Source organism: Paenibacillus glycanilyticus NBRC 16618 (genome assembly GCF_004000805.1).
GTDB classification, from domain to species: Bacteria; Bacillota; Bacilli; order Paenibacillales; family Paenibacillaceae; genus Pristimantibacillus; species Pristimantibacillus glycanilyticus.
This window is the reverse complement of sequence record NZ_BILY01000021.1, coordinates 71,237-94,295: the sequence shown is the minus strand read 5'-3', so window position 1 is coordinate 94,295 and position 23,059 is coordinate 71,237. Positions and strand designations below refer to the sequence as shown.

Genomic DNA, 23,059 nt, shown 5'->3' with positions numbered 1-23,059 from the left:
CTTTCCTCAGGAACAAACAACGTGCCGAGACAGGTTCCTACCCAATACACTGTTAACCATAGACTGATCCCAGATCAGGTCATATAGCAGGAGGGATGGAGGCAGTGCCAAGAGCAAAAAGACTTACCATCGAGGAGCGGGTCAGCAGGCTGGAGAGGCCGATTACGGCAAGCCGGATTGCTCCCAGAGCAATAACCGCCACGAAGCTGGCGCGAAATGCAGTAACTCCAGGCAAACTATCTTCTGATGTCATCCCTGCCTTGATTGCCAACCCGAATTTCAACCGTTCTATTGCCTCTGCTTTGCCTGAGGTGCTCGCAACGCCTGCTTTTGACAGGGTTGTCCGCACGGTGCTGCCGCAAGTGATCGAGCATCCCGTATTCGATAATGCGGTCCGTTCCGTACTGCCCGGGATTGTGTCTAGTCCGGCGTTTGTGCAGGCGATACAGGCTGCGAATATCGTAGGAGCTGTGGTATCAGCATCCCCGGATGTTACTGGTTTTCAGAGAGAAGCGATACAGCGGGATATACAAGGAGCGCAAGGAGTCCAGGGCGCCCAAGGTGCGCAAGGTGCCCAAGGAGCCCAAGGAGCTCAAGGTGCACAAGGCGTGCAAGGTGTTCAGGGGCCTGCCGGGGCGCAAGGAGTGGCTGGAGCAGAGGGACCGCAGGGAGCCCCAGGCGTATCCGGACCTTTAAGCATGACAGCTATCCGCTTCTCCGGCAGCCGCGAACAGATCGATCTGGTGAACAACCAGGCCACGGTAGAGCTGGTCTTAACGCCGATCGTTTTACTGGCTGACCAGCTTGTGAAGCTGGAGGCTTTTGCGAATGCGAGCTTTACGGGAGTGCAAAGCTATTCGGTTAACGGCGTTCTCTCCAGAAACCCGGCAGACGTTATTGCTGCCGATAACGAGGCGATAACGCAGCAGGGAAATCAGGCGGATTTCTCCCAAGTATCCGCGACTAGCGCTCTCACCTGGGTAGACAGTCCGGGTCCGGGGACGTACACGTATTCTTTTACCGTAACGGCTTCTGCCTCCTCCCAGCAACAGGCTGCCGGGGGCTCGATCAATACCCGGGGCTTAACGGCTACGGTTATTGACACAATGACGAACGGGACTTTTTAAATAGTAAAAGGCCGGAATTCCTCGACGGAATGCCGGCCTTTTTTGGCGTGCGTGCATCTCCTCAGAGTGCCGCTTTATTAAAACCTTTTACAATCAGCCAGACAGCCAGGATCATTTCATTTGCCGCTACCGGCAGGGAGAGGAGACCGCCCCAGACCGAAACCTGAGAGAAGACGCCAAACATTTCGAACAGCGAGGCGCTAAACACGAGTACGGCACCGGTCATGCCAAGGATCGGAATGAAGCGGGGGACAAGCCCGGATTTGTAGAAAATGTAGCTGTACAGCATCGTATTAATGCCGAGCAAGAAGTTAGGGCCAAGCATAAAGGTCCAGTCGTGTACCGCCAGGAACAACGTTCCGGCGGCTTCGTAAGAAGCGGGGTCGGGAGCGCCAGCGGCGACATATTGCCGGCTTAAGGTGACGAGGGACAACATGCCCACTAGGCCTACCGTGATAACGACGGCCTCGAGCAGGCGGAAGCACACATGGCCGAGTGCGATGCTTTCGTTATATTTTTTGAGAAAAGGATACATCGTGACCGCAGTGCCAACGGCAGAAGCAACCAGGATCAGCTCCATTAGCGCTCCGAGGATGATCTGGCCTGCGTGCTCGGAGCCGTTCGTCAGGTAATTCGCGTGGTTAAGGATAGGGCCATAGAACAGAAGACCCAATACGGATGATACGGCTGCGAGTATAAACAGGGTGCCGGTTACTTTGGGCGTTTTGGTAATGGAAACCATAGGGTTGCCTCCTCATATTTATTGGCTCGTATCTTCCCCGTAGAAGAAGATCTCTTCGATTGGCAGTCCAAAAGCGTGTGAAATCCGGAAGGCTAGCTCGAGGGACGGGGAGTAGTTGCCTTTTTCCAATGCGACTATCGTTTGTCTCGTTACGCCGACCTTGTCAGCCAATTGCTGCTGTGTCATCTCGTTATGATTAAATCGCAATTTGCGGATGTGGTTGCCGACAAGATTTTTAGCCATGTTAAACTCCTTTCCGGTAGTGGTACAGCTTCGTGATCGAACCGGTAACGTCCGACAGGAAACCGGAGGCAATCAGAATGAGGAACATTAGGTTCAACGGCTGATCGGTAGCAAGAGACACCATAGCAAGCAGAAAACCGAGTATGAATAGGAAAAAGGAGTTCCGGTGAGCTTTCAACTCAATAAGTTTATCCAGTTCGTCGGCAAATGCGGGTTCTTTCTCCCCAGTCGTGATCCGGAAGATGATGTTGAAAATAATGCTGATCACAATATGCGCGATAATAGATACCAGCGTCAGGACTAACACGAAGGAGCCCCAGTAACGGATGCTTTCCTCAAGCGCCATTCCTTCCTCCGGGTACTGCGCGTACTTATACAGGCAATAGATGGCAAAAATAAGTACGGCGCTAATTAACGTGGTAATGCTTTTCTTCTCTTGGTAGGTCAAGCGTTGTACCTCCTTGAATGGTAAAATAAGTTAAGTTCTATATACAAAATGTAATCTAAACTATACTCAATGTCAAGTTAACTTTACACGAATGGCAGGCCTATTTTTTCAGACGAAAAAAAGCCCTCCCACGCATAAAGCTTGGCGCGGGAGAGCCTTTGGATAAGGAATTATTAGATTCGGATTAGTAACGATCCATAATCAATTGGGTTTTCAGCGAATCCTGGGCAAGGAACCAGCCTTTGTTCTGCAGGTAAGTGACCAGCTCATCATGCTTGGCGGATGCGGTTGTTGCGCTGTTTGTCTTGAAGGAAGCCTCAACCACATATTCCGTGCCGGTGCCTGCAGCGTTCTTGATCGGCCATACTTCGATGTACAGCTGCATGCCGCTCCAAGTACCGATAGAACGTTTAGCGAGTACCGGCCCGAAGTAACGGGAAGCTTGAAGCTTGTTCGTACCCCAGTCGTTAGACAGCCAGTCATTGAATTTATCCGGCGCGTTGTTGATCATCAGGCTGCGTGCGTCGCTGATCGACGGGAGATCCATGCCGCTGTAGCCGGACTTACTGCCATTTTTGCTGCGGGTGATGCTGAGCGTTTTCTTCTGATAACCCCATTCCACTTGGGCTTCGTAGTTCGTATCGCCGGAGTTAAAGCCATCGTTGTTCGCTTGCGTTAGCGCCGCGTTAATATCGTTATTGTTAATGGGGTAACGCTTCTTGTAGGATAATTCGAAGTTGTCTTCGCCTTCCGTCTTGCGGATGCGGGTGCTCCAGCCGTTGTTGTAGATGTCTTTCGCGTTGGTATCAAGGAAGGCCACGTTCATCTTCGTTACCGTAGTTGGCATCGAGAAGGCGCTTAATACCGAGCTGGTCAGCTTGAAATCGGGGCCCAGCGTTGTGCTTGGATCCATCAGAAGCTTAACCTCGTAATCCGGAACCATGTTGCTTGCCGCATGAGCCTCGGAAGGGGCGACGCCGGCTTCGGTAACGAGCGCAGCACCAAGTGCGATAATAACAGCTGCCGTACCGATGAAACGTTTGAACATAAATTCATCTCCTTTGATAAAATGTTGGAATAACGATTCCGAAGAAGATAATATCTATGAATTATTCGCGCATGATTATGCTTGTATGCAATATTTGTAAACGGAGATTCTAAGGGTTAGAAGATAGGGGCCGGAATCATGTATAATGCTCGTATAGCATACATAAGAAAGGCGGTTATTCCTTCATGAACAATATCGTATCGTTAAAATGGCTTCTTGCCCGCTTATATGAGACAGACCTCGTTATTGTCGACTGCCGGTTCCAGCTTGGCAAGCCGGACTTCGGCCGCGAGGCTTATGAAGCCTCCCACATTGCAGGTGCCGTATATCTGGATTTGGAAAAGGACCTGTCCGCTCCAATCGACGAGCATGGCGGACGCCATCCGCTGCCGGATATTACGGATCTGACCATTGCGCTCAGCAAGGTTGGCATCAGCAACGAAACCCGCGTGGTCGCATACGACGACCAAGGTGGAGCATACGCTTCCCGTCTATGGTGGCTGCTGAAATACTTGGGTCATGAGCAAGTGTTCGTGCTGGACGAAGGCTTTACCGCTTGGCAAAACGCCGGCTTCCCGGTGAACGCGGAGCAGAAGACGCTTGTTCCTGCGCGTTACCTTGCAACGGTGCAGCACAACATGCTGATCGAGATGGACGAAGTGAAAGAGAAGCTTGGCGCTGAGCATATCACGCTGATCGACTCCCGCGACGGCGCGCGTTACCGCGGCGAGGTTGAGCCATTGGACCGGATTGCCGGCCATATTCCGGGGGCGATCAACCGTCTCTGGTCGGAAGGCAAGGGAGAAGACGGCAAGTGGAAAAGCGCCGACGAGCAGGCAGCCCGATTCGAGGATCTGCCGAAGGACCAGGAGACCATCGTCTACTGCGGTTCCGGCGTAACGGCCTGCCCGAACGTGCTTGCTCTGCAGGAAGCGGGCTTTACGAAGGTACGGCTTTATGCGGGTAGTTGGAGTGATTGGATTTCTTATGAGGAGAATCCGATTGCGGTGGGGGAAGAGTAAGGGTAAAAAAAGTACATATGAGCATAGATACAGAGCGCGGTTAAGGATACCGTTGCTCTGTATTTGTTTTCTTGTAAATTAGAGCCATCATGCAATCGCAAAAGTAATAGATGTGCTTCTGTAGATAAATACTACTGGGGGTTCAAAATTATTACAAGTAGTGGAATAATATGATAATATTAATTGCGATATATTATTAAATTACTAAAGGGGTTTTTATGAACGCTAATATTGTTGAAGCAATTAAGAATGATAAACTTATCTTGTTTGTTGGAGCAGGTTTATCCACTCCACTAGGATTCCCTAATTGGAATGATCTTGTAATTCAAGTACTTAACGAGCTAGTGAATGAGGACAAAAGATACCAAATATTAAAAGACGGATTAGAACAAAAAATGTTCCAGACTCTTGAGGTTCTAGACAAGATTAAACATAGAAGAAAAGAGGTTTATGAAGTTTTAGACAGAGAGATTGATAGATCATTAGATGGTTTGAATTTAGAATTACATAAAAAATTAGGGAAAATTTCTTCAAAAATCATAACAACGAATTATGATAAAGTTCTCGAGAATGCAACTAGATTTAAAAAGGTTGTTTTCGATAATACTTTTCATATTGCTAGCTTATTGGAGAAAGATAATTATTTATTAAAACTACATGGATGTATAGAAAATCCTGAAAAATGTATTTTTTTTCAAGATGATTACGATCTACTATATACAGATACTGCCGCTATAGAAAGATTAAAGGGTTTAATATCGGATTATACAATTTTGTTTATAGGTTTTAGTTTATCTGATGAGTATGTTAAAAAGCAATTTGAATATATAAATAAGCTATATGGAAGGTTTTCGAAGAACCATTACATTATTACAACTAATAATAGTTTCGAAGAAACAGATGGAGTTAGACCGATAAAGATTAGTGATTGGGATCAACTTGATTTATATCTAGATCAATTAATTGAAATTAAAGAAAATCTTGACCAAACAAGTATTTCAACAGAATTAATTATTGAAGAAACTAAAGTAATTAAAAAAGTGGATTTTCGTATTGCAATTCTTATTAGTACACCAATCGATAAAGATAATACCGTTACGTTTGAAAAGATACTAAAGAATTTTAGTAAGTACAATGTAATAATTGAATGTTTTAACTTTTCTATTGAAACAATCCGCAGCTTGGTTGATTTTGACTTTATCTTTGCTTTTTCAAATACAATTAAAAATAAAATAATAATTGAAGATCAATACTTTAAAAGCAAATTAATTACATTGCAAGAAATTGATGATAATTTAATTGCAGAGCATCTTAAAGGTTTCTTTTTATTTATTGACAATGAATTTGATTTACAGAATCAAAAATTATCATTCCCTTTAGCGTTAATTAAGGGTGAAGATTTAAGTGGTTTAATTTTTAAATTTTTTCATAAAAAAACGCTGAAAGTATCAAATATTGTAACTATATTTAATGAAGAGAGATTTAACTTTGTGTCTTTAGAAATAGGGAACCCCCAGATTATAGTCTTAAAAGAAAGAAGTAAAGCAAGATTATCTGAAAGTATTGATGCGAAAAATTTATCTAATTTTGTTGGTAGAAAGACGGATATTGAAGATATTATAAGAAAGGTACTTAATAATAATAATAGTATATTAACTATAAAAGGATCAGGCGGTATTGGTAAGACATCAATAATAAAAAAAGTATCACTTGAGTTTTTTGAAAGAGGATATTACTCGGACGGAATATTTTTTATTGATTGTGAGTTTATAAATAATTACCAGTCTTTTGAGTATAAAATAGGACATTGTTTCGGGATCGATAGTTCAATAAATATTAAAGAGCATATTTTACAGAATAATATGAAGCTCGATGTAATTATTATATTAGATAACTTTGAACCATTATTGTACATTGAGGATATAGAAAAAATTAAAGGTCTTTTAACGTTTATTTGTGAATATTCTAATATAATTATCACATCAAGAGAATGGATTGATTTCGAATTCGAAGAAAGACATGAACTCAGGGGATTTACAAATGAGGAAGCTCTTCAATTATTTAATAAGTGTTACAAATCAATTATAAAAGAAAGTGAAATGAAGATACTAAAAGAAGAGATACTCGATAAATTGTTGAATAATAATCCTTTAGCAATTAAAGTAATAACTCGTAATATACCAAAGACAAAAAGCATGTTTTTGTTGAAAGATGAACTTGAAGCCGACTTTTTTAGTATTACTGAGGTTGGCTATGAAGATATCTTTGACGATAAGGCCGATGCTAATATAGAACGTTCTAAGTCATTGTATCAATCCATATCGTATTCGTACAAAAGATTATCACCTAATGAGAAGTTATTATTCGAGATTCTTTCCATTTTTCCAGATGGAATTCATATGAATAATATTAAAACATTCTTTCAACAGGATAGTTATAAGTGGCACTCAGTACGAATAACAGATAGAGAAATAAATTCTTTGGAAAACAAATCTTTGATTGAAATAAATCGAGGGTTTATCAAGCTTCAATCGATAATTGGAAGATTTGCAGAAAAACAATTCCTTAAGAGAACTAATGAAGAAAAGATTGAATATTACAAAAAAGCATATGATTTTATTGTTTTTGTTATTGAGAAAGTTGTGTCTATTTATTATGAAAATGAAGGTATCGGAATACGAGTTTTTGATCAAAATATCGAAAACTGCTTAAAGTGTCTAGATTATATTGTTTTATTTGATGAGGATAAGATTGAAAAGTTACAGCTTATCGGTAGGTTAAATAGTTTATTTAAAAAAGTTGGTCAAGCTTCTATATTTCACAGAAAGATTAGAGCCATAAAAAAATATTTTTATGATATTGAGAACTCAGATATAATGCTTGAGTCTATAATAATTAACTCAAAATATTATGATGGAGAATTTGAAGAAGCATATGTTGAACTTCAGAATCTAGTTCCTATAGAAAAATTATATTCATTTGATAATGATGACATGGTACAAGGGATTATTATATTTAGTGCAATTAATGTTTACAAATATAGGGATCTTAGGGAGATAAGAAAATATATTATTGAAAGTAAAATTATCGATAATGATTTAATAAATGATCTTGTATTCCATGCCGGGGAGTATAAAAAATTAATAAAAGATGAGGGTATAAATCATTTTTATAGATTTGAAGCGCAGTATAATACTAGAGTATTGAATGTTGATACATTAAAAAACTATGTTAATAGTTTATATCAAAAACAGTATATAGATTTAATGCAAAATAATTATATACTTGCGAAACTAGGCATTTTGGATAGAAAGACAATTAATAATTTAGTTGTAACTAATCCCTATACTTCAGGTTTAAAATCATTAATGTTAGCCTTTATTGAAAAGAATTACGATAAAGCAATAGATTATTATGAATCTGCTATAAGAGATTTACAACCAATTAGATATTATTGTACCGAGGCAATTTATTTTTATGCTAAGTTTTTAAGAAGTGAATTTAGTGAAGAAAGTAGCATTTGGATAAAAAGAGGCATTACTCTGGCACGAGAGAGTCATTACAGATATCTAGAACATAGGTTTCATTGCTTAGTTAATGGGGTAGATGAAGAATATATTGAAACTACAAATGAATTGCCCGATGAATTGAATATTGATGAACTCATTAAGGAATATAATATGTCAAAGTAAATTTAAAAATATTTAATTATGATAAGCTGTATTAAACTGTCGTAATATGACGTAGGAACGACCGATTAGCAAGAATGGATTAGAGTCTGACACCAGTTTAGGGACTGTGACAGCTTGTCGTAAGGCAGGTTGTCACAGTCTTTTTTATTTGCTCTTTGTTAGGTATCGGATATATTCACAGGTGATGTTTTTTATTTAATAAATAGTCGAGATTTTTAAGGAGAATCCGATTGAGGTTGGGGACGAGTAGGGGCTTAGAGTTGAATAGAAGTAATTTGAGATACAGAGCACGGCGAGGATGGGGCCGATGCTCTGTATTTTTATGTTTCTGTTAGAGGGAATATCGAGGAATCATCGCCCTGAGTGAACATTAATTGCATAAACAAAATTGCAGTAACACAAAAAAGTCCGCGCGGCTCCAACCTAAAACCATTAAACCTGTACCCCCTGCTTCCGGTACACCTCCGGGAAATGATCGCCCACAAGCAGCTCGCCCGGCTTTACGTTGACGTAGGAGAGCATGACGTGCTCGCCTACAGGCTCGTATCGGGTGTGGCCCGGCATGTAGTGCACGGCGATGGCGCGGCGCTTCATCTCGGAGCGATTGTGCGGGCTGCCGTGCCAAGTCAGGCAGTGGTGGTATCCCACTTGGCCCTTCTTGATCTCGAACGGCACGGCATTTAAGACCGCGTTATTCGGCAGCATCTCCGGATGTTTATGGTACGGCATGAAGTCCGGCGTGTTCGCCAGATAGCGCTGGTGATTGCCCCACTTGTGGCTGCCCGGGACCATCCACATGCAGCCGTTCTCGATGACGGCGTCGTCAAGCGCGACCCATGCACTGACGAGATCGGCAGGCTGGATGATCGGCCATAGCGGATGATCCTGGTGCCAGTTCGTAGGTCCGCCCGTAATCGGCGGCTTATATTGCACTTGGTCATGCCAGATGCGAAGCGAATTGGAGTGGCATAGCTGCGCCACTTCCTCGCAGATAACCGGATGAGAGGCATGCTGGAGGAAACGATCGCTGGCGAGCCAGATATTAACGATCTGGACGACACTCTCGCTAGTGATCATTTTCATATTGTCATAGGGGGAATCCGAATCCAGCATGTTGCGATTCAAGACAGGCTTATTGACGGTCTCGCCGTTCATCACCTTATCCAGCTCCTCGCGAAGCTCCTCTACCTGGTCGTCGCTCAGCACGACCCCACCTTTTAGAAAACCGTTGTTTTCAAACTCCGCGATTTGTGCTTGACTTAACATAGCAACTCCTCCTTAATAATCAATCGAAAAATCAATCGAATTTGCGTTATGGCTTGATGTGCTAAGCATAGCGGAGTTTGCAAGCGGTGTATTTACAGATACGAAACAGGTCTTTGCACTTTTCAAATATCCTTGATCATTCCTGCCATGAGGTGATTTCGCCGTATGATCCAAGACCCGCCGCATTCCTATCCTGATATCGTCCTGGGCTCTATCGATGATCTGCAGCCAACGATTAACTTTGCGAGTCGCGCCGAAGTGCCTGCCGCTGAGCAATGGGGGCCCCGCATCATCCCGGACTATCAGTTATTCTGCTTGCTCTCGGGGGAAGCCGAGATAAGTATCGGCCAAGAGCGATATACGCTGGCAGCAGGAGACAGCGCGCTGTACGGACCCCATTGTCCGCATCGGATTATCGCTCGAACGGGTGCCGTCTTCATCGGTGTTCATTTTGCTTACCGGCAGTCATCGCCGGAGCCTGTCCATCCCGCATTCTCGATTGAAGCCTGCAGCGAGGAGAAGCTTCAAGCCAGTATCCGTCCCAGCTACAAGCTTGAGCTCCCAAGCAAAGAGCTGCTGGAGCTGCCGCCTTTTTTCACCAAGCCAGACCTCAAACCCATCCTGATGAGGATTGTAAAAGAATACATGAACGAGCAGCCTGGCTACCGCATCTTACTGCGATCATTAATGACAGAACTGATCACTGCCATCGTTCGCAGTCAGCTGACGACGCGGCCGAGGTCGCCGGAGCAGGACAAGATTGATCCTGCGCTCCAGGCGATCAATGAGCAGCCGGAGAAGAACTGGACCGTGAATGAGCTCGCAGCGCTATGCGGCTATCACGTCATTTATTTCTCATCGCTGTTTCGCAAATGTACCGGCGATAGCCCGAAGCAATATCTCATCAACGAACGTATCCGTAAAGCGAAATATTACCTGCTGAGCGGGGAGAAGATGGATGTGATCGCGGAGCGGCTTGGCTATGCCAGCGTCCATTATTTCTCCCGCAATTTTAAAGAGGAGACGGGTCTGACGCCTACGGAATTCAAAAATGGATAGTCCAAACTCGATGCATCGATTATCGACTTACGGTAACCTATGTTATTCTAAAACTATATCGATTGGATCTCCTATAACGAGAATCCGTTTACGCATGTCGGTTTGCTAATTGTAATAACATCCAACTCTTGATCGGAGGTAAAAACGTTGTCAACTTCTACAGCCGTACAATCCTTGTTCCGTCCGTTTACTCTTGGGCAGCTTTCACTGGCCAATCGCATTGTGATGGCGCCTATGACCCGCGCTATGTCTCCGAATGGGGTGCCTGGAGCGGATGTTGCCGCTTATTACCGCCGGAGAGCCGAGAATAATGTCGGCCTTATCATAACCGAAGGAACGGTGGTGAATCATCCCGATTCCTCAAACTCTAAGGATGTGCCTCACTTTTACGGCGAAGAGGCTTTAAAAGGCTGGGCTAACGTCTTATCCGAGGTTCATGCTGCAGGCGGCAAAATTATGCCGCAAATCTGGCATATGGGCACGAAGAAGCAAGTGAATGACTATACCGAAGCCGAGATTACCGCTATTGTTCAAGCATTCGCCGACGCGGCCTCTGAAGCAAAGCGGATCGGCTTCGACGGCATAGAGCTTCACGGCGCGCACGGCTATCTGATCGACCAGTTCTTCTGGGAGAAAAGCAACCAGCGTACGGATCGTTACGGGGGCAGTCTGCTAGCCCGCACCCGATTCGCCGAAGAGGTCATCCGGGCTTGCCGCGAAGCTGTTGGGCCGGATTTCCCGATTGTGCTGCGAATTTCGCAGTGGAAAGAAAGGGAATACACCGTGAAGCTGGCTTATAATCCTGAAGAGCTGGAGCAATTTCTACAACCGTTGGTGGATGCAGGCGTGGATATTTTCCATTGCTCGACCCGCCGGTACTGGGAGCCTGAATTTGCCGGATCGGATTTGAATCTTGCGGGCTGGGTGAAACGGATCACCGGCAAACCGACGATTACCGTCGGCTCGGTTGGACTCGACAGTGATTTTATGACCTTCTTTACAGAAGGAAAAAGCTCTGCCAATACAGGAATTGATGGGCTTGTGCAAAAGCTCGAAAATGATGAATTTGATCTGGTGGCGATCGGCAGGGCACTGCTGGTTGATCCGGCATGGGCCAGCAAAATCCGTGAAGGTAAATTGACTGAATTGGTGCCGTTCACGCCTGAAGCGCTGAAGACACTATTCTAAACAGATATCTTTTATTAGAGTAAAAGCGGCTCCTTGCGGAGCCGCTTTTTTGCTCTGTTGAGCGATTTTATTGCCTTCTCCGTACTCTTCTCCCCGATAGCCTTCTATGCAAGAAGCCCGCATAATAAATCGGAAGCTGCAGGCTTTGTTTGAACACTTTTGGAGATGTAGCCCGCTTAAACACCTCTTTGCCGGGTATGGCGTTAGCCTCAATGATCCAGATATGGGACTGACGGTCAATCCCGAAATCAAGGCCAAGCTCGACCAGCCGTTTTTGAAAGGATCGTTCCAGCTGAGTAGCTATTTCAAAGGCTAGTTCCTGAAGCTTTTGCTCCAGTCTTAATGCCCGAGTATGGCCGAATTGTTTGGTTAAGAAAGAGATAATCTCCTTCGCGCTGCCTTCAGTAGCTAGATTGGAAGTAATATTGCCGGCTTTCCCAAGCCGTACACCCATCCCGGTCAGATGCCATTGTCCAAATTCATTCTTCTGGATGAGTACGCGGATATCGTAGACTCTGTTCGAAGCATCCGTTATATCGACCCATTTCTGAACGAGATAATTCCGTTTGCTGCGCAGCTGGGCAAGCTTCCTCTGTAAACCCTCTTTAGATAAGGGGAGTCTCTGCTTTTTATTTTCCTCTATCACATATTTCCCGTTCCTATAGGACAGCTTCAATATCCCCGTTCCTTTATGGGTGCCAAGAGGTTTGATAATAACTTTGTTATATTTATGCAGCATCGTATGCACGGCTTGATTATGGCTTAACAGCAGAGTAGGAATGAGATAGGGGCGAAGCCTGCTGTTTACCGAGAGATGTTTATGGATGCTCCATTTATCGTTACCCAGCCAATCCCCCGCAAAAGGAATGCCGATGTTCTCTTTCACTTGTCTAGCTTCCTGCAGCATTCGTCCGCTATAGATGCCACGGTCATAGATGATAGAAGGATACGGGGACTTCGGCTCATAGCGCCAGTGATTATTCTCATAGACCCATCCGGCAACGGTTCGATTTCTCCGGTCGACATGATTAGGCTTAAACAATAATAACCTGTCAAACCCGGCCGCCCGAATGGCCTTGGCCTGCCATTTAAAAACACCTCTGTTCATCCGATCCCACATGATTCCGAGAGTTGCCACCAATAAAGCCTCCCCTCCTTGATCTAATCACAGTGTATGAATGAAGGGGGGAAAGGACACAAGGCCCAATTATGATCAACAAAGTAACACTGCAGAACGCGAATAATAGACTAATGAATAGCTGATTTCTTAGGGGGGAAAGGATTCTAACCATGATCAAGATACGCAGTCGTTCCTCTCTGCCGTCCGATACGGTCCTGGTTGCCCCGGCATTCCTAAAGAATTGGAGTTTATCCCAAAATCAAAGTCTCCTTCTCCAATTCGGCATTACGACTCATCCGATTAAATTGATGACCTCTGAGAAGGTGCCGCAAGGCCAAATGCTCGTCTCTCATGCCTGCATGAATACATTAAAGATACCGGCAGAGGGACAATTTCAAGTCCGAAAGGATGGAAATACGCTCAGCGTAGGTCCCTATATCGGTATTCTTGTGGATAAGATAAAAGGCAGTCTGCCCTTTAAGAATCTACTCCATTACGCGAAGACACACCGTCACGTGAATGGGGCGCTGCTGGCTTTTTCCCCGGATGCCGTTAATCTTCAGACAAAGACGATTCACGGGTTTGTGTATTCGCCTGTAAAAAAGACCTGGATCTACGGTCAATACCGATATCCTTCGTCCATTATTAACAAGTCGTTAACCGGTACACCGTTAATGACCCATTTTCAAAACAGCCTGGGAAGAACCGTCTTTAATAATTTTCGGCTGGATAAATGGAGCATGCACAAGCTCCTCTCCCGGAACGGAAGCATCAGAACCCATCTGCCCAGAACCATTCTGTATCAGAGTCCGCAGGACATTGCCCGAATGCTTGAGCAAAGCGACGAGGTCTATATGAAACCGGTTCGAGGATCATTCGGGAGCCATATTCTCAAGCTGTCCAAACAAAATCATAAAATCGCGGTTACGCATAAAGGTTCATTGAAGAAGGTTTTTCGGAATGTGCAGGAGCTGAGTCAATTCCTTCGGAAACAAAATCATCAATCCGGCTATTTGATTCAAGACAGAATAAAGCTGGTCTCCTCCAAAGAGCGTCTCATCGATTTCCGGTTAATCCTGGTGAAAGACGGGCAAGGAAATTGGCAGCGGATGGGGATTATCGCAAGGCAAGGACCTCGGAGGTCCATTGTCAGCAACATATCCAAAGGCGGAACAGCTATGGAAGGTAAACGGGCGCTTCGAAGGATTCTGCATAAGGGAGAAGCCGAAGCTGGAGCTGTCTGTCTCAGGATGGAAAAGATTGCTCGGAATATCGCTAAGCTGCTGGTGTCATCGGGCTATCATGCCGCAAATTTGGGCTTTGACTTTGCTCTTGATACACGGAATAAATTGTGGATTATCGAGGTTAATCATAACGACCCCAATCATACGATCGCTTTGGACGCGGGGGAGACGCAAATGTTCCATCGGACGATTAGGGCGAATATGCTTTATGCCAAAAAACTAGCCGGCTTCGGCACAAGCCATCCGTTGAAAGGAAGGCCGTAATCATGGCGATGCGTGTTAAAAAGCTGAATCATGCGGAGAAAGACAGCTTACTCGTCAACCAAGCTTTTTTGCGGAAATTCGCAGGCAGGCCGTCCACCGTCAAGGTGCATTTCGGGGCATGGAACAGACAATTAAAGGTGAGAGTATCTCAAAGCCTGCCAAGCGATACAATTGGTATTTCATCGCAATCGCTGGGGGGATACAGCCTTCCGCCTTTGAAATATAAAGTGTTGGTCAAAGGGAATAACGTCCACATCGGTCCCGTGCTAGGGATTGTCGCGTTTAAACCTGGGGCTGCTATTACAATGGAGAAAATAAAAAAATACAATGATTACTTACGTCCCTATTCTTCTATACAGGGCTTAATCTATATTTGCCGGGCGGACGATATTTCTTTGCAAGCGAGGAAGATTCGAGGGTACTATTATTCTCCGGAAGGCGCGAAGTCCAAGTGGACTCTGGGCACTTTTCCGTATCCATCCGCTTTATATAGAAGAGCAGCACTGAATCCGCCTACTTACAAGGCCCTCAAACGGGTGCTTGGCCCGCGTCTGTTTAACGGTTATTTCCTTGGCGACCATTTCAACAAATGGAAGTTATGGAGATGGCTTTCTCCGCATCCGGCGATCCGCAAGCATTTGCCCCATACGAAAAAGCTGCAGAGCCGCAAGGATCTGGATGAAATGTTGACCCGGTATAATGCCGTTTATCTGAAACCCACGATGGAATCTATGGCTAGGGGAATTATAAAAGCGGTTCGCAAAGGGGACGGCTATCAATTCATTTACCCCGAAAATAACAAAAAGGCCAGTCCTTATCGAATGGTATCCGTAGGGTCTAAGGAAGTAGCCGGTTTTCTAGCCAATCTCCTGCGGGAACATCAGTATATCGTGCAGCAAGGGATCGAAATGAAACGACAAGGCAGCAGAGGCATCGACTTCAGGGTCATTATGCAAAAAAACGAACAGCTGCAGTGGTCCTGTACGGGCGTCATTGCAAGGTTCGGCAAGAAAAACGGCATTGTTACGAACTTTACCTCCGCCGGCTTTGCATCCAAAGGCTTAAATGCACTTCAAGGCACCTATGGGTATAGCCGAAGCCGGTCACAGCTGACGCAAAACCGAATGATAGAGATCTGCACCAAGGCCTGCAAAATATTTGATTCCAAAGGCGGAAACTACGCCGATATTGGCGTCGATGTAATGGTGGATAAAAACGGTCATATTTATGTGCTCGAAGTGAACATTTTGCCCGATCATCATCTGGCGTTGTATGCCAAGCAAAGGGACTTATACCTTAAGCAGGTTGCTAAGCCACTGCTGTACGCGAATGCGCTTGCGGGCTTCAAAAACTAGTTTTTATCATGTTAATGAAATCGTCTTAATCTTATACTTTATTTAATAGATCAAGCTTTGGCTTAGCTATAAGGGGAATGCAGTGGCGACGGGCTACAGTATAAAGTATGAGTTAAATACAGAGCGCGGTATCGTAGCTCTGTATTTTTGTGCTGAAGATACGTTTTAACGTTCTGCTTATTTTTACATGGTATTGTTACAATGGAAATAACATTCTCTTTTAGTGAGGAATATAATCTGCTTACCACAATAAGTTCTAATTCCTAACTATAAAATTAATCATGAAGTTTTAGGTCGATGTAACAGCCCCTGATATCGCCCGTTCTATAGAATACGGATGGCCAGAGAAGTGAAAAATGATGCTTATCCCGTGATGAATGCATTTAAACTACCACTTTTTATTAAAAGATAAGGTACCACATAATCTATACATAGTTCTATGGGCATGGTATATTCAAAATTAGTGTGTTGAAATTATTGGAAGTAACTTTTAATATTGAAGGGGTGGTTATATGACAAAGGTATTAACCTTTTACAACCATAAAGGTGGGGTTTCAAAGACTACTACTATATTTAACTTAGCCCACTATTTAGCTGAGAATGGAAAAAAAGTTCTTGCAATTGATGCCGACCCACAGTGTAATTTAACAGAGATAATGCTGTCTTCCACTATTGAGGAATTAGATAAAGTTCAGGAAGAACGTGGAGAAATGAATGAATTACCAGGCACAAGTCTTTTACAGATCTTACAGCCTAGAATTGAGGGTGCAGTTCCAGAGGTTGATATTGAATCAGTTGTTCTTAATTATATAAATGAGAATCTTCAGTTAATTAGAGGGGATGTTTCTTTAAATAGCATTGAAGATGCATTGGCTGAAGCTCACGGTCAAAGAACATCCAATAAGATTCATGAAAAAAGAACATATGTAGCTATAGGAGATTTTGTAACGCGTATTGGTCAGAAAAATCAATACGACTATATACTGATTGATGTTGGTCCAAGTTCGGGTGCTTTAACAAGAAGCTGTTTTCTTGCATGTGACGGCTTTTTTATCCCAACTGGTCCTGATAGATTTAATGTACAAGCAATTGGGACTTTATCAACTATCCTAAATAGATGGCTTACTGAGCATTCACAAATTTATAATGATTTTAGAACAATAGGTTTACCAGTTAAACATGGGAAACCCGTTTTTCTAGGCTCCACTATTCAACATTTTAAGATGAGAAATGGCAGACCCAAACCTGGTTTCCAGTTATGGATGGACAGAATACCAAATAGTATTTTAGAAAATTTATTTCCAATGCTAAGATCACATTCAAATCAAAATGTGGACCTAACAATGGGATTAACAGTTGAAACAATTTCTGTGACAAACATTCCTGATTTTGGGAGTTTTGCCCCTTTGTTGCAAGAGTGTGGAAAAGCAGTTTTTCAAATCACCAGAGAAGATACCTCACTTATCACTGAAACAAATCAACCATGGGGTGGTGCTACTTGGAGAGATGCTGCTAGAAGGCAAAGTGAATTTAAGGAGAAGTATGGCGAGATAACATCCAGGTTGGAGTTGTTACAATAATGGAAGAAGAGTTACAGGAACTAGAATATTATTTTGTAGCTTTTATAGATATATTGGGGTTCTCTAATATGGTAAAGAGTGATATTGAGTCACCTGCACTACGAGGGAAATATGCCAATAAATTATATGAAGTTCATAAACGTACTATTGAACTAAATGACACGGGTATTCAATTGCAGGTAGTTCAGTTTTCTGATTCTATTGTTTTGTCGACAGAATTTAATAAGATAAATTTTATTGAGTTTTTAAATAAAATTGGTAAATATCAATTTGATCTGTTCAATGAGGGTATTTTATCACGTGGAGGAATAGCATTCGGAAAACATTTTTACAAGGAAGGATTTATGTTTAGTTTAGGCCTAATTGAAGCATATAAAATTGAATCAAGTGTAGCGAGATATCCTCGAATTATTGTTTCTAATGATCTTATTGATATAGTAACAACTGGAACTGAGCTGTTTACGGAGTTACCTATAAAAACTGAGAATGATGGACTATATTTTGTAGATTATTTTAAGTTTTTAGACCAAGACAAACTGTCCGACTATCAAGAATTTATTCAGACTAATATTAGGGCACAAAATTCATCAGTGAAGGAAAAGTATATATGGCTAGCAGACTATTTAAAACATAAATTTCCAGACACACCTCTGATTACCAATAGATTTTCCTAGATTTGGGTTGTGAAATTATTATCAAGGTGTCAGGGATATGAATGCTCTAGTTTAGTATCTTTTTCCCCAAGAGGAATCCTAGTGTAATGATCAGCCGCAGCAATTGGATTTTTTTGTACAGTATGAATCCAACTGAAGTAGGGGAAGAGTAAGGGTGAAGTTGAATAGTAAGTTGAAAAAAATTTACAGAGCACGGATGAATGGATGCCGATGCTCTATTTTTTATACGGTTATGCGTAAATAGAATCAAAGACCGAAACTTCTTTGCAAATTACTAGCCTAACAGCTTATGATGAAAGTAGCTAGAAACAGGGAGGGATAAGGGAAATGAGTCAAGATCAATTGCATTTAGATGCTCTTTTGAAAGCGGTTACGGACCGATTGATTCCAGCGGATGATTGGCAGTCGGCAAGCGATGCGGGAGTCTTAACCTATTTGGAGCATTATGCCGGGCAAGACGCTGCAGTCTGGGCAAAGGTGATTGAACCCGGGCTCCGCTCTCTGCAAGAGGAAGCCATGAGGCTTCATGGGAAGCCGTTTTCCGAATTGCCTGCCGGTGAGCAAGATCAACTGCTGCAAGAAGCGGAATCGGACGCTTGCCGGGACTGGCCTGTTTCGTCGAAGCTATTTTTCGAGACGTTATTGAATCTAACAGCTGAAGGTTATTACGGAACTCCCGAGGCTGGAGGGAATAGAGAAGGAAAGTCATGGGAGATGATAGGCTTTCGTCCGGGCCCCGTGGCAGAGGCAATAACGCCAGCTCCGGAGGCAGACTTCCCGCATAAAACGCTGGAGCAGCTGCGCGACCGATACGATGCGGTGGTAATCGGTGCCGGTGCCGGGGGATCGGTTGCTGCCGCTGTCCTGGCCGAGTCCGGCATGCAGGTGCTTGTTGTTGAGCGCGGAAGCTGGTTGAAATACGATGAGGTTGGCAGGGATCATCTGCGGAATCACCGGATCAGCAAATACGGGCATAACACGGGTCCGGATGTGGAAGGCAATCCTCGCACGTTTGCCATGGCGGACGGCAGCGAGCGAATAACGCTGCCTATTGATGGCGATTACCACAATAATGCGATGACGGTTGGCGGTGGGACAAGGGTTTACGGAGCGCAGGCGTGGCGGTTTCATACGGAAGATTTCCGTATGGCAAGCCGTTACGGAATACCGGAAGGCAGCTCACTCGCCGACTGGCCGATCACTTACGAGGATCTTGAACCTTATTACCAGCGCGCGGAATGGGAAGTTGGCGTATCCGGCGACGGGGGTGCCCATCCCGGCAGAGGCAAGCGTTACGGTCCTTATCCTATGCCGGCAATGCCTATGACGCTGGAAGCCGAACGGTTAGCCCGTGCTGCGCAAAAGCTAGGCTGGCATTCCGGTGCCGTACCGCTCCTCATTAACTCCGTTGAAAGGGATGGCCGGCAGGCTTGCGGCAGATGCGGTCAATGCGTGGGCTTTGCCTGCCCGACAAACAGCAAGAACGGCGGGCATAACACGATGCTGGTAAGAGCGATAGCGACGGGGAATTGCGCTCTGATCTGCGATACTTTTGCCGAGTACATAGATACCGATGGAGGAAAACATGCGACCGGAGTCCGTCTCGTGCAGGAATGGAACGGTTCGGTCCAACGTCGGCAAATTCAGGCAGGCCATGTGGTTGTTGCCGCAGGAGCGATTGAAAGCGCGCGGCTCCTGCTTAACTCCGCAAGCGATTCAGAGCCGGACGGAATCGGCAACCGGCATGGCCAAGTCGGCAGAAACCTGCAGGGTCATGTGTATTCCGGTGCTTACGGGATTTTTGACGAGGTGGTTCAAGACGGCCTTGGTCCAGGGGTCAGCATAGCGACTTTCAACACGGAACATAGCCATTTGGGGATTATCGGCGGGGGGCTGCTCGCCAACGAGTTCACCCGGCTGCCTCTTATCCATTGGTATCGGGCGCTTTCGCCGAATGCGGCGAGATGGGGGTTAAAGGGCAAGGAAACGATGCGCGATACCTTCCTGCGAACGAGCCAGATTCAAGGGCCCATTCAGGAGATTCCTAACCCGGAATCCAGGGTGCAGCTGTCGAATTCGGTGAAGGATCGTTTTGGCATACCGGTTGCGTTCCTGTCCGGCAGCGTTCACCCCGAGTCCCTTCGAGCTGCGGCTGTGCTGGGAGGGCAGGCGGAAAAGTGGCTGTGGGCAGCCGGGGCGCGTGAAGTGTGGCAGACTAAGCCGGGCGGCGGCTTAAGCGCAGGACAGCATCAGGCGGGTACACTTCGCATGGGGAACGATCCCGAGACATCCGTCACCGATCCGTCCTGCCGCGTGCACGGATACGACAATCTGTGGGTGAGCGATGGGTCCGTTCACGTGACGAACGGCGGCGTTAATCCGGTGCTGACGATTATGGCGTTGGCCTTCCGCACGGCGGATAACCTGGTGAAACTGAGCTAATCACTGAGGAGAAAATTATTTTACAGGACTTGTAGAAATCCGCATTCCGAAATCGACATAAAGATGTAAGTCAAATAAGTGATCGATGAGAGGAGCTTGAAGCATGCATTTTACGCTGATGTTTTTTGAAAGTACGGAGGATTTCGCCGCTCGCAAGGACCCTGAGAAACAACAGGAGTATTTGGCAGGCTGGTCGCATTATGTTCATGCGCTGCGTGATTCCGGGGTTGTTGTTACCGGGTTTGGCCTGCATGCGCCAGATACGGCAGCGACGTTACGGCGAAATGACGGAACCATTTTTGTACAGGACGGCCCCTTTACCGAAACGAAAGAACAGCTTGGCGGATTATTCGTTATCGACGTGCCTGACTTGGATGCGGCGCTGGAGTGGGCGGCCCGTGCTCCCGTGAACGCCGTGGAAGTAAGGCAAAATCTCCCGGCTATGTAACAGGAGCGAGATGGATACTTATCGGACAATCGAAAATACCGTTCGCGATTCTTATGGCCGCATCCTTTCCTATCTAGCCGCAAACTGGCGTGATCTGGAGGCGGTTGAAGATGCGCTTGCGGATGCCCTCGTCACCGCTCTGGAATCGTGGCCGAAGAAGGGGATTCCGGACAAACCGGAGGCTTGGCTGCTTATGGTGGCTAAGCGGCGTCTTATGGACCGCCTCCGTCGTGAGCGCGTTTCCGAAAAAGCCTATTCGGCTCTGATCGCCATGTCGGAGGAAGCGGAGCATATGGATTCCGCAGCCTTTCCTGATGACCGGCTGAAAATGCTGTTCTTGTGCTCGCATCCCGAGATCGATCCGTCGATTCACACGCCGTTAATGCTGCAGCTCGTGCTTGGCATCGACGCATCCCGCATTGCGTCCGCATTCGTAGTGAAGCCCTCCACGATGGGACAGCGGCTTACGCGCGCCAAGGCAAAAATTCGAAGCGACCGTCTGACCTTCACCATGCCTGACGTTGAAGAATTGCCTCAACGCTTGGATGCCGTGCTGGATGCCATCTATGCGGCGTATGGCAGCGGTTGGGATGATCTTGCGGGAGTCGATTCGAGACGCAGAGGGTTAGTGGATGAGGCCATTTATTTGGGAAGACTCCTTGCCGCTTATATGCCGGATGAACCCGAAACGCAGGGGCTTCTTGCGCTTATGCTGCATTGCGAAGCACGGCAAAGAGCCCGCCGCGACGATGCGGGGAGATATATTCCGCTAAGCGAGCAGGATACATCGCGCTGGTCCGCCCCGTTGATAACGGAGGCAGAAAATTGTCTGCATAAAGCCGCGCGATCCGGCCGAATCGGACGATTTCAGCTGATGGCCGCCATTCAGTCCGTTCATGCCCAGCGGGCAAGGACCGGACGTACGGAATGGAAGGAAATTGCCTTGCTATATGAGGGGTTAAGCCAACTGAGCCCAACTCTCGGGATTCTGGTAGGACGCGCGGCTGCTGTCGCGGAGGCATACGGTCCAAAGGAAGGCTTGGCTCTTCTAGAAGCGATACCTCAAGCGAACAGGGACAGCTACCAGCCTTATTGGGCGCTGTCCGCCCATTTGCTCAGGTTAACGGAGAATCTTGAGGAAGCACGGACAGCTTACAGCCGCGCGATTGGCCTTTGCGAGGACCGTTCCGTAAAACAGTTCCTGCATCAACGCGCAATAGAGATCTGTTAATCTGCAAACGATGCACCCTGCCGGTAAGCCCGGGGAGACAGGCCGTATCTTTTCTTAAACAGCTTGGAGAAATGAAATTCATCATAGAACTGCAAGGCGGCGGCAATTTCCTTCACCGATGCTTGGGTTGTCTCGAGCGATGTCTTGGCCGCGGCCAGCTTCAGCTCCTGCATATATTGGTTGGGGGACATACCCGTTCTCTCGCGGAAGCGGGTGAAGAAGGCAGTGCGCGACAAACCGCTTTGCCGAATCCATTCCTCGGTCGGGAAGGGCTGTCCAATCGTTTGGTGCATGCGGTACAAAATATCGTCTAATTCGGGATGCCTGCCGGAGCGGTCGGCATTCCGTTCCCTGGCGAATAGCAGCAGAAGCTCCTGCATGGCCAGATGGGAGTCGTAAGCATAGCCGGCAGGCTTCATAATGAGATTGTTAATCAGCCGCTCGTTCATTCGGGCGGCTTCCGCCATTTTGGCGGTGGATACGGGAATGCCTACAGGAAGGTTTAATCCTAAGGCCATGTCCAGCGAATCAAATTCCAGAAAATAAAACTTCCAATTCCCATTGAGACATCGGTATGCGGTCGGGATATCCGGCGGTACGATTATATAGGTTCCGGCATCCAGCTCATGCTGCTCGCTTCCCAGCGTTATTACGCCTTTGCCTTCCCAGGTTGCGAATAAGCCGGGGGAAGAGAAGCCGGCTGGCTTGGTGACCTGATAAGCGTTATCCGCTTGTACCTTCCATATTAACCGAAACTTGCAGGGCGGCGGAAGCGGATGCTCTTCAAGCTCGTAGGGGATATTCATAAAGGACATGGCAAGCCTTCCTTTCGGAATTTTAGTACGATTATACATGTTTTTGCTAAT

At 45.8% G+C, this 23,059-nt stretch carries 19 protein-coding genes; 12 read left to right on the top strand and 7 right to left on the bottom strand.

Annotation, left to right across the window (positions count from 1 at the left end; genetic code table 11):
- Positions 1-104 precede the first annotated feature (104 nt).
- Positions 105-1,127 carry a hypothetical protein gene (locus PGL01S_RS30880; RefSeq protein ID WP_176587499.1) on the top strand — a complete coding sequence of 341 codons (1,023 nt, stop codon included), beginning with the start codon at positions 105-107 and terminating at the stop codon, positions 1,125-1,127.
- Positions 1,128-1,188: 61 nt separating this feature from the next.
- Here PGL01S_RS30880 and PGL01S_RS17800 read toward each other — a convergent pair whose 3' ends face one another.
- The 4 genes from PGL01S_RS17800 to PGL01S_RS17785 form a co-directional block, all read right to left on the bottom strand.
- Positions 1,189-1,869, bottom strand: coding sequence for a DUF4386 domain-containing protein (locus tag PGL01S_RS17800; RefSeq protein WP_127495924.1), 681 nt, complete (start codon positions 1,867-1,869; stop codon positions 1,189-1,191).
- 18 nt (positions 1,870-1,887) lie between these two features.
- Positions 1,888-2,112 (bottom strand): helix-turn-helix transcriptional regulator, encoded by a 225-nt coding sequence (locus tag PGL01S_RS17795; RefSeq protein ID WP_127495923.1) that lies wholly within the window; start codon positions 2,110-2,112, stop codon positions 1,888-1,890.
- Between the two features lies 1 nt (position 2,113).
- On the bottom strand, positions 2,114-2,560 hold the full coding sequence (locus PGL01S_RS17790) for a hypothetical protein (protein WP_127495922.1): 447 nt from the start codon (positions 2,558-2,560) through the stop codon (positions 2,114-2,116).
- Positions 2,561-2,744: 184 nt separating this feature from the next.
- Positions 2,745-3,608, bottom strand: coding sequence for a hypothetical protein (locus tag PGL01S_RS17785; RefSeq protein ID WP_127495921.1), 864 nt, complete (start codon positions 3,606-3,608; stop codon positions 2,745-2,747).
- Between the two features lie 185 nt (positions 3,609-3,793).
- On the opposite strand from PGL01S_RS17785, the gene PGL01S_RS17780 reads away from it, so the two are divergent.
- Positions 3,794-4,630 (top strand): sulfurtransferase, encoded by an 837-nt coding sequence (locus PGL01S_RS17780; protein WP_127495920.1) that lies wholly within the window; start codon positions 3,794-3,796, stop codon positions 4,628-4,630.
- A 218-nt stretch (positions 4,631-4,848) separates the two neighbouring features.
- Complete coding sequence (locus PGL01S_RS17775; RefSeq protein ID WP_127495919.1) at positions 4,849-8,322, top strand: SIR2 family protein; 3,474 nt, start codon at positions 4,849-4,851, stop codon at positions 8,320-8,322.
- Positions 8,323-8,754: 432 nt separating this feature from the next.
- Here the strand turns inward: PGL01S_RS17775 and PGL01S_RS17770 are convergent, their stop codons facing one another.
- Positions 8,755-9,588 carry a phytanoyl-CoA dioxygenase family protein gene (locus PGL01S_RS17770; RefSeq protein WP_127495918.1) on the bottom strand — a complete coding sequence of 278 codons (834 nt, stop codon included), beginning with the start codon at positions 9,586-9,588 and terminating at the stop codon, positions 8,755-8,757.
- Between the two features lie 165 nt (positions 9,589-9,753).
- Here PGL01S_RS17770 and PGL01S_RS17765 point away from each other — a divergent pair, with 165 nt between their 5' ends.
- Positions 9,754-10,647 carry a helix-turn-helix transcriptional regulator gene (locus PGL01S_RS17765; RefSeq protein WP_127495917.1) on the top strand — a complete coding sequence of 298 codons (894 nt, stop codon included), beginning with the start codon at positions 9,754-9,756 and terminating at the stop codon, positions 10,645-10,647.
- A gap of 147 nt (positions 10,648-10,794) precedes the next feature.
- The gene (locus tag PGL01S_RS17760) at positions 10,795-11,835 is read left to right on the top strand and encodes an NADH:flavin oxidoreductase (RefSeq protein ID WP_127495916.1); all 1,041 of its coding nucleotides are present in this window, start codon (positions 10,795-10,797) and stop codon (positions 11,833-11,835) included.
- A 67-nt stretch (positions 11,836-11,902) separates the two neighbouring features.
- On the opposite strand, the gene PGL01S_RS17755 is transcribed toward PGL01S_RS17760, so the two are convergent.
- Entirely contained in the window at positions 11,903-12,973 is a 1,071-nt protein-coding gene (locus PGL01S_RS17755; protein WP_127495915.1) for a YheC/YheD family endospore coat-associated protein, read from the bottom strand.
- A gap of 152 nt (positions 12,974-13,125) precedes the next feature.
- Here PGL01S_RS17755 and PGL01S_RS17750 point away from each other — a divergent pair, with 152 nt between their 5' ends.
- The 7 genes from PGL01S_RS17750 to PGL01S_RS17720 all read left to right on the top strand — a co-directional run bounded on the left by PGL01S_RS17750 (position 13,126) and on the right by PGL01S_RS17720 (position 22,193).
- Complete coding sequence (locus PGL01S_RS17750; RefSeq protein WP_127495914.1) at positions 13,126-14,463, top strand: YheC/YheD family endospore coat-associated protein; 1,338 nt, start codon at positions 13,126-13,128, stop codon at positions 14,461-14,463.
- A 2-nt stretch (positions 14,464-14,465) separates the two neighbouring features.
- Complete coding sequence (locus tag PGL01S_RS17745) at positions 14,466-15,818, top strand: YheC/YheD family endospore coat-associated protein (RefSeq protein ID WP_127495913.1); 1,353 nt, start codon at positions 14,466-14,468, stop codon at positions 15,816-15,818.
- A gap of 512 nt (positions 15,819-16,330) precedes the next feature.
- Complete coding sequence (locus PGL01S_RS17740; protein ID WP_127495912.1) at positions 16,331-17,398, top strand: ParA family protein; 1,068 nt, start codon at positions 16,331-16,333, stop codon at positions 17,396-17,398.
- The gene (locus PGL01S_RS17735; protein WP_127495911.1) at positions 17,398-18,072 is read left to right on the top strand and encodes a hypothetical protein; all 675 of its coding nucleotides are present in this window, start codon (positions 17,398-17,400) and stop codon (positions 18,070-18,072) included. Before PGL01S_RS17740 ends, PGL01S_RS17735 begins: the two co-directional genes overlap by 1 nt.
- 327 nt (positions 18,073-18,399) lie before the next feature.
- On the top strand, positions 18,400-20,514 hold the full coding sequence (locus PGL01S_RS17730; RefSeq protein ID WP_127495910.1) for a GMC family oxidoreductase: 2,115 nt from the start codon (positions 18,400-18,402) through the stop codon (positions 20,512-20,514).
- A gap of 103 nt (positions 20,515-20,617) precedes the next feature.
- Entirely contained in the window at positions 20,618-20,962 is a 345-nt protein-coding gene (locus PGL01S_RS17725; protein WP_127495909.1) for a YciI family protein, read from the top strand.
- 10 nt (positions 20,963-20,972) lie between these two features.
- Positions 20,973-22,193, top strand: a complete 1,221-nt coding sequence (locus PGL01S_RS17720) for an RNA polymerase sigma factor (RefSeq protein ID WP_127495908.1) — start codon at positions 20,973-20,975, stop codon at positions 22,191-22,193.
- Here PGL01S_RS17720 and PGL01S_RS17715 read toward each other — a convergent pair.
- Positions 22,190-23,047 (bottom strand): helix-turn-helix domain-containing protein, encoded by an 858-nt coding sequence (locus tag PGL01S_RS17715; RefSeq protein ID WP_164775501.1) that lies wholly within the window; start codon positions 23,045-23,047, stop codon positions 22,190-22,192. The two genes, PGL01S_RS17720 and PGL01S_RS17715, sit on opposite strands and share 4 nt — an antisense overlap.
- Between the last annotated feature and the right edge of the window lie 12 nt (positions 23,048-23,059).

What these genes read in the sequence shown, in the direction of transcription:
- PGL01S_RS17800 (WP_127495924.1), bottom strand. Translation starts at nt 1,869, where the DNA reads ATGGTTTCCATTACCAAAACGCCCAAAGTAACCGGCACCCTGTTTATA.
- PGL01S_RS17795 (WP_127495923.1), bottom strand. Translation starts at nt 2,112, where the DNA reads ATGGCTAAAAATCTTGTCGGCAACCACATCCGCAAATTGCGATTTAAT.
- PGL01S_RS17785 (WP_127495921.1), bottom strand. Translation starts at nt 3,608, where the DNA reads ATGTTCAAACGTTTCATCGGTACGGCAGCTGTTATTATCGCACTTGGT.
- PGL01S_RS17780 (WP_127495920.1), top strand. Translation starts at nt 3,794, where the DNA reads ATGAACAATATCGTATCGTTAAAATGGCTTCTTGCCCGCTTATATGAG.
- PGL01S_RS17775 (WP_127495919.1), top strand. Translation starts at nt 4,849, where the DNA reads ATGAACGCTAATATTGTTGAAGCAATTAAGAATGATAAACTTATCTTG.
- PGL01S_RS17770 (WP_127495918.1), bottom strand. Translation starts at nt 9,588, where the DNA reads ATGTTAAGTCAAGCACAAATCGCGGAGTTTGAAAACAACGGTTTTCTA.
- PGL01S_RS17765 (WP_127495917.1), top strand. Translation starts at nt 9,754, where the DNA reads ATGATCCAAGACCCGCCGCATTCCTATCCTGATATCGTCCTGGGCTCT.
- PGL01S_RS17750 (WP_127495914.1), top strand. Translation starts at nt 13,126, where the DNA reads ATGATCAAGATACGCAGTCGTTCCTCTCTGCCGTCCGATACGGTCCTG.
- PGL01S_RS17745 (WP_127495913.1), top strand. Translation starts at nt 14,466, where the DNA reads ATGGCGATGCGTGTTAAAAAGCTGAATCATGCGGAGAAAGACAGCTTA.
- PGL01S_RS17740 (WP_127495912.1), top strand. Translation starts at nt 16,331, where the DNA reads ATGACAAAGGTATTAACCTTTTACAACCATAAAGGTGGGGTTTCAAAG.
- PGL01S_RS17735 (WP_127495911.1), top strand. Translation starts at nt 17,398, where the DNA reads ATGGAAGAAGAGTTACAGGAACTAGAATATTATTTTGTAGCTTTTATA.
- PGL01S_RS17730 (WP_127495910.1), top strand. Translation starts at nt 18,400, where the DNA reads ATGAGTCAAGATCAATTGCATTTAGATGCTCTTTTGAAAGCGGTTACG.
- PGL01S_RS17725 (WP_127495909.1), top strand. Translation starts at nt 20,618, where the DNA reads ATGCATTTTACGCTGATGTTTTTTGAAAGTACGGAGGATTTCGCCGCT.
- PGL01S_RS17720 (WP_127495908.1), top strand. Translation starts at nt 20,973, where the DNA reads ATGGATACTTATCGGACAATCGAAAATACCGTTCGCGATTCTTATGGC.
- PGL01S_RS17715 (WP_164775501.1), bottom strand. Translation starts at nt 23,047, where the DNA reads ATGTATAATCGTACTAAAATTCCGAAAGGAAGGCTTGCCATGTCCTTT.